The organism is Nonomuraea antri (assembly GCF_013283785.1).
Taxonomy (GTDB): domain Bacteria; phylum Actinomycetota; class Actinomycetes; order Streptosporangiales; family Streptosporangiaceae; genus Nonomuraea; species Nonomuraea antri.
Map to the genome: position 1 here is coordinate 1 of NZ_JABCPZ010000363.1, position 6,837 is coordinate 6,837.

Here is a 6,837-nt window from a genome sequence, read left to right on the forward strand (position 1 = left end):
CAACGGCTCGATCCGCTCCCACAAGCTGTCCGAGACGATCCACGGCAGTTGCTCGCCCTTCCTCACAACCTATCAACGACGATCATCACCGTAAGGATGCGGGCAATCTCATTCTGTTATGACCTCTTAGCCAGCAGCGCGGAAAGGGCATACGGCAGGAAAGCGAGGAGATCACCACGCCGGAGGTGAAGTCCGCTGTCCTGGACTTGGCGAACGCTGTGGGCGCCTACAAGGGCGGCGAGTACGGCGATGATGCGGCCGAGCGGAAGTACATAGCCGGAGTGGCGCAGGCCAAGGCCCGCCTCCTGGAAGTGTGCCAGCCCTCCGAGGAGGACTATGACCGCTACAGGAAGAATCATCCCGATCTGAAAGATGCCAGCCCTTCGCCGACTCCGACCGGGTAGCGCATACGGTAGTTCCGCGGGCCGTCATCAAGATCTCGATCGGGTCGTCCTACCTGCATGTCGGGCGAAGATGCCCTCTCAGATTCTCATTGGGCTCTGGCCATGGTCAGTGCCCGATCCATCTCTCTGCGCCATTGTACGTACATCGCGATGCCGGCGGACATGCGAGATCGCGACGTCTCGCCGTTGCCCAGGGGCGTTCGGAGCATGTAGTCGGCATCGACCAGAAATTGCTTGGTCGCCTCCACCGCATCAGTGTGGATCGCTGCGACGCTCTCCTCGGCGCTGCTGTTCGTGACGCGGCGAACTTCCTGCTCCAAGTCGGCGAGCGCGCCGTGGGCAAGAGCGTGAAAGGTGTCCATCCGGAACTCGCCGCGCAAAATCGATTGATGCAGCGATCTCCTGCGCCGCGATCGTAGGAGCCGGGTCAGGGCACGTAACGGCATGTCGCCCATCCTTTCCTCGTCCCCGGCGAATCCGCCGCCGGCGAAACGGCTTGGTCATTGCAACATCCCCGGGGCCGGGTGTTGCGACGAGATTTAGAACCTAAGGCCTAAGGCCCCCAAAAGTGGGGCCGGCGAAGGTCCTTACAACCACTTGGGCTCACCCCGCCGAACATACTCCCAAGAGACCGGATCGCCGATCTCCCCTTTCAAGGCGGCTTGGTGACCGACGTGATCGCCATCCTGGGGACAGACCATCCGCTCGTTGCCATCTGCCGGGCCAATTCCTTCATCCTGGCGGCGCGGACAGGCGACCACAACAACGCGCCACCCGCATCTGGGGCATCTTGCGCGCGCTGGAGCAGGCCGGGATCATCACTCTGGCTATGTCAGACGCGCGCGACCGGGGTTGTCACCACGGCTCCCCGATGAGCTCCAAGGCGGTCGCGTGGAGCATCGCGACGCCCAGCCAGTAGGCCTCGCCGGCCTTCCCCGCCGCCTCCCGCCTGCTCCTGGGCCGCCAGCCCGGCCGGCCGGGCTGGGGAAACGCATCCCGGTAGCGCGACAACGCGGTGAGCGCAGCCAGCAGTCCCCAGCCGCCCCAGGCCGAGTCCGGTCCGTCCACCGCGCGACGCACGATGGCGCCCCAACCGCGGGCAAGCTCGTTCACGCGATCGGCCTGGAAGTACAGGCTCAGCATGTTATGGACAAACTGGCGGCTGATGTCGTGGCACTCGCGCAGACTCGTGGTGGGCGCGGGCGTTTCGGCCATCGGCGCGCGCCCGGAAAGCGGATCGTGGGGGCGGGCCCGGTCATGCCGGTCGGTGAGCTCGACGGAGACCGCGAAAAGCAGGTGGGACGCCGTCGCGGCGGCCGCGGCCTGGCCGCGCTCGGCGCCGCCGTCGATGATGTGGCTGGCAGAGGAGACCGCGGACATGCCCATGGTCTGAGAGCCGGTGAACATCCACCGGGGCGCCGTGCTGGTCTCGACCCCGGGCAGCAGGCGGCAGACCCCGTCGGTCACCTCACCGCGCAAGAGTCGCACCTGCCGGCGAACTACCCACCGAGGCCAGCCCAGCTCGACCAGGTCATCAACCACCGGATCGCTCATTTGTAGATCAAAGCACCATCGACCCCTGATCAGCAACGAGTCCGCCGGAGTACCGAAACGAGTTCCAAACCCACTACTTCGTGAACCACCTCTTCGACATCACCGGACCCGCCGGGGAATCCGGCTACGCCTCTTTCATCCACACCGTGGACGGCGGGCACGTGCTGAAGCGCAAGTGGTAACACCCAGGACAGCTTCGCGCGCCGCGAGCAGCTCTACACCGACATCGACGTCGCCCAAGACGGCTTCGGGGATTACCTGCGTTCGGAGCTGGGTCTCCAGGCGCGAGCCATGCCGCCATTCCCGCGTGCGCGCTACGACATCCAGTGCGAGTCGATGCGCACTGGTCACATCTACGGCATCTTCCTCGACCGCTGCTCGCTTCTGACTGCATCACAGGTAACTCTGTCGCAGTGCGAGCTGGAGTACCGTCGCTCGTGCAGCCTCCTCCTCTACGACGTCGACGAGGTAATTCGGGAAATGGAACGAGTTGAAGGCTGCTCTCGGACTATCTTGCCGGTCAAGGCATGGCAACGCGGCAGACGTTCTACTCCAAGCGCAGCTTCTTGCGGCATCTGCTGCCCTTCTGCGTGTTACGCGATCGTCTTGGGGACTGACCACCCGAGTCATGGGCATGGCGCCCCCTCGCCGGGCCACGTCGATCAGAGGCGGTCGAAGATCGACCATTTATGGACAAAAAGGCACGAGGTGTAGCTGAAGCCGGGCTTGATGTTCCAGGTGTGGCCATCGGTTCGGCCATCACGCTTGACCAGCAGGTAGTACTTACCCTTCGGAAGCAGCAGCGTCGTCTTCGGGTAGGAGCGAGAACCCCGGCAACCGCGGGAGTTTCCTGCCTTCTCACTCGGGTAGATCTTGCACTTGCCGCAGCTTTTCAGCACGATCCGTCCGGTCGTCGGCCCGGTGTAGAGGAGTTCCACCTTGCCTTTGCCGTCGTTGCGGAAGGTGACCGCCATCCGTGTGCCGCGGGGCGGCTTTTCCCGTGGCAGGCTCTTGCCCGCCTTCTTGGTGGTCTGGTCCGCGATCTCCGCGGCGATGGCGATCTGCCGCGCCCGCGCCGCTTGCCGGCTGGTCTTGTATCGCTTGGCGTAGCTGGTCAGCGTCGCCTGCGCGGCGGCGAACTTCTTTTTCTTGAACTCTCGCACACCGCAGCCGAAGTGCGCCTCCTGCAAGGTTGTGCTCGTGCTTTTGACCAGTGCGTCGGCATACCCGGCGGAGATGTCCTCGAAGACCGCGGTCGCGTTGCGCAGTGTCGGGCGAACTCCGCAGGGATCATCGGCTGCGGCCTTCTCCAACTCGGCGACCTTGTCCTCGAACAGCTTCCGGGTCTTTTCCACGAACGGCGAGTCGGGCGCCTCCTCGCTCAGGGCGTTGAACTGTGCGGCCGAGGTGACGATCATGTCCTCGCCCGCCTTGCTGTCCAGGTCATCCACGAACCTTTGAGCGCCGCACCTGTGCAGGGAGTGTGCGAGCGGCTCGTCGGGCCAGCCGGCCCGGTCGCCAAGCAGCGCCGGATCCACCTTGGTCCGCAGGTCGCGCAGGTAGCGCAGGATCGGCGGGGCGTCGCAGTAATCGCCGAGGGCGTAGGGCAGGGCAGCCCTTTCGTACAACTTCTTGATCCCGTCGGGCACCTGGCGTGCCGCCCGGCTGTGGGCGTGGTTTTCGGCCACGTCCGCATAGATCTCCAGCGCGTCGTCGAACCTCACCTGGCCCCCCGCGCGAACCAGCTTGCCGGCCTCGGCCAACCGGCTGAGCTGCAGTTGTTCATAGGCCTCGTGCTGCGCCGCTCGCTGCATCGAGTTGTGCGTGATCACGGCCGCGGCCGGCACGGCCAGCAGGGCCAGGGCCAGCGGCAGGGCGAAGGGGATCAGCCGGTCCCTGACCGACGGGGTCGGCTCGCCCATCGCTCGCCAGGCCCCGTGGACGGCTGAGGCCACCGACACGATCAGCCAGAGGATGGGCACGGCTCCCGGAATCCCATCGGGTTCGACGGGCAGGGCGACGACCACGGTCAGGCCGGTGGCCGCCAGGCAAGCCACCATCGGCAGCCAGCGGCCGATCAGCAGGTAGCCGAGCCCCAGACCGGACAGGTTCAGCAGCGCCACCGCCGCCGCCCTTCGCTGCTCGCTGCCCGACCGTCGGCCCACACCTGGCGGGCTCGGCGTGGGGCGACCAGGTGCGGCGTACGGGCCGGAGAGCGGATGCTGCGGTCGCCCTGAGACGTCCTGCCCTGGCGGTGCCCAGGAGCGGCCGGGCGGAGGGGTCGGTGGCGGTCCCCAAGGTGGGCCGGAACTCCCACTTGGCCGCCAGGGTCCACCCGGCCCGGAGTACGGTGGCCCTCCTCCCGCTGCGCCGGGCTGTGCCGGCGGCGGTTGGGCCGGCGGTGATTGCGCCGGCCGCGGTTGGCTCGGCGGTGATTGCGCCGGGCCGGGAGAAGCGGCCGGTCCAGGCGGGTCTAAGCGGCCGGCATCGGGATCGTCGGCCGGCCTCGGCCCGGTGCCCGGCGTCTCACGATCCGGATCAGCCCCTTGCCCATACGGCTCCACGAAAGCCTCCCCTGTTGTCGTAGTGATGGTCCAGGCTGGGCGCCCCGCGCGATTGCGGCGCGTTCGAACAGCGCATACCCGCCCGGCCAGAACCGGCCGTGGCTCTTCGTCTCCAGATCGCCGAGCCAAGGCCCTGGCCGGTTCGGGGCTCGCCGTGAAGGCCTGTCGACAACGACCCACTACCTGCGCGGCGCGATGCCCGGACGAGTGACGTCGGCATGGTGAACGCGGCGCAGATCGGCGCGATTGATCGCCCGGCCTTACCGCGCCGATTGGAAAAGCGCAGCCGTCGCTGGTCACGTGTGTGGTGTAGGTTGCGGCGCCGCAGGTACAGGCAGGTCACCGGTAAGAGGGCCGGTAACGCCGGCGAAGCCATGGCGGGCAGCACGAGCTGGCCAACTCCTTCGCTGCCATCGCGCCCCGCCGACGGGACCAGAGTTCCCATCACCGCGAACGCGACGAACGCCTCGAACCCGGAAGCGCGTTTCACCCATGGAGAGGTGGTCGGCGACAGCGGGCGCGCTGCCGTCGAGCCGCGTATCTGCGATGGAGGGTTCATACCAACCAAATGATCACAGCGAGGCGGGCCAGTGTCGATGCCCGCAAAGCGTCAGTAAGAAAGTCTTCAGGCATCGGCCCGGCAAAAGAGCGCTTTTGAGCCTGCTCATAAGGCTCCCCTGCCCGGAGCCCAAAGCATGGCGGTTCAGCCTTTCTCATGAATGCTCCAGTCCACACCGGAGAATTCACGTAGACAGGCGAGGGGTAGTTCGCCTGCCGAGCCAAGCCCGAAACGGCGGCACCTGGGGGCCTGGCTGGCGGATGCGACTGGTCCGCGGAGCCCATCGGCCCTGCTATGCCCGCTGCGGTCGCGACGGTTGAACATATGGATTCCACCCACTGGTCTTCGTAGGTGACATATCCGCGCAGGAGGCAAGAGGCCCGCGGGCCCAGTGCCAGTGGTCATGGGAGGTCGGTGAGCGGGCCAATGCGCGGGAAGTACAAGCGGCGAAGGACGGAACGCTGAAGCCGGTTCGCTGAAAGCCGAGCCTTTGCCGAGCCGCATCGATCAACGATGATCTGGCCATGAGCCGTCCGTCCGTGTTACACACAGCCTCCGTCATCTCGGCGGGACTTCTCTTGCTGGTATTGGGTTGTTCGTCCGAGCCCGAGGCCCCCGCGATGCCGCTCAGGACCGGTTCGGCAGCCTCGACGCCGGAGTCGACGCCCACCCCGGTGGCCCCGCCAGTGGACAATCTCATCGCCGCCGACTGCGTTCGCAAGGCCGTCGAACCGGACGGCAGCCCCGTCAGCACCTCCGATCGCTACCAAGGCACCCGGTGCACCGATCCGCTGGCGATAGGGAAGATCGTCGGCATCGAGGCCCAAGACGAGATCACGATGAGGCTCGGGAGAAAGCCGCGCTGCGCTGACCACACCGACTTTCAGATCGAAGAGGTCACCACGATCCCTGAGGCGCTGACCGCCTCAGAGCGAACCATCTATTGCATCCGCAACCTGACCGGCCCCCATCCGGGTGATCCCGGCAACGGCGGAGGAGTGATCCGGAAGGGCGACTGCCTGACCAAGGGTGGCAAGGAACTGGCGTGCTCGACGAAGAAAGGCCGCTACTGGAAGGTGGTCTTCGTCCGGGAACCGCCGCTCGACAAGGGAAAGGACTGCCCGAATAGGGCCGACGACAGCCTCTACGACGTCTACGACGCCTGGTCGTACATCCGCTCGCCCGATACCGAGGCCTCCCACGAATTCTGCGTCGAGAAGTACTAGATGAAGGGGTACCGGGAAGGATGGCCCGCACACCCCAAAGCGATGGCGCGTAACCGAAGGCCCGGAAGGACCGCGCACCTCTGTTGCTCCCGACTCTGCTTGAGCAGCAGCACCAGCACGCCGACACCCATGGCATCGCGGAACGTCACCCGGCTCAGATCCAGCACCATCCCCGTCGACTGCGTCGTCTCCCGGGCGTCCTTCACCTGGCGGTGCAGCAGTCCAGCAGAGACATAGTCGAGCTCGCCGGCCGCGCGCGAGAAGGAAGGTCTCGTGCAAAAAACACCGTCGTCCTGGCCCAGGCCCTCATCCTTGACCCCGGGCAGGCAACAACAATCGAAAGCCTTCCGGGCCCTACCCGAATGCGGACGACCTCGCTGTTGAGCAGGGGCCCGGCACAGGCACTAGGAGCTGTTTAAAGTTTGGATCATGTGGTTGAGGTGAGGAGTCTTAACCACATGATCGAGCCACGGAGGTAGAGCCCGGCCTCGTAGCTCTCCGGAGCTTTGTCATAGCGGGTCGCCAGGCCA

Annotated in this window: 6 protein-coding genes; 2 read left to right on the top strand and 4 right to left on the bottom strand. The window is 65.9% G+C overall.

Annotated features, from left to right (window positions below; genetic code table 11):
- Nucleotides 1–185: 185 nt before the first annotated feature.
- Nucleotides 186–404, top strand: a complete 219-nt coding sequence (locus HII36_RS52145) for a hypothetical protein (RefSeq protein ID WP_173530846.1) — start codon at nt 186–188, stop codon at nt 402–404.
- Between the two features lie 86 nt (nt 405–490).
- Here HII36_RS52145 and HII36_RS52150 read toward each other — a convergent pair whose 3' ends face one another.
- The 3 genes from HII36_RS52150 to HII36_RS52160 form a co-directional block, all read right to left on the bottom strand.
- The gene (locus tag HII36_RS52150; protein WP_173530847.1) at nt 491–859 is read right to left on the bottom strand and encodes a hypothetical protein; all 369 of its coding nucleotides are present in this window, start codon (nt 857–859) and stop codon (nt 491–493) included.
- 400 nt (nt 860–1,259) lie between these two features.
- Entirely contained in the window at nt 1,260–1,958 is a 699-nt protein-coding gene (locus HII36_RS52155) for a hypothetical protein (RefSeq protein ID WP_173530848.1), read from the bottom strand.
- A gap of 662 nt (nt 1,959–2,620) precedes the next feature.
- Nucleotides 2,621–4,081, bottom strand: coding sequence for a hypothetical protein (locus HII36_RS52160; protein ID WP_173530849.1), 1,461 nt, complete (start codon nt 4,079–4,081; stop codon nt 2,621–2,623).
- 1,524 nt (nt 4,082–5,605) lie between these two features.
- On the opposite strand from HII36_RS52160, the gene HII36_RS52165 reads away from it, so the two are divergent.
- Nucleotides 5,606–6,307, top strand: a complete 702-nt coding sequence (locus tag HII36_RS52165; RefSeq protein ID WP_173530850.1) for a hypothetical protein — start codon at nt 5,606–5,608, stop codon at nt 6,305–6,307.
- Here HII36_RS52165 and HII36_RS59425 read toward each other — a convergent pair.
- Nucleotides 6,304–6,708 (bottom strand): STAS domain-containing protein, encoded by a 405-nt coding sequence (locus HII36_RS59425; RefSeq protein ID WP_173530851.1) that lies wholly within the window; start codon nt 6,706–6,708, stop codon nt 6,304–6,306. The genes HII36_RS52165 and HII36_RS59425 overlap by 4 nt on opposite strands.
- Nucleotides 6,709–6,837 lie beyond the last annotated feature (129 nt).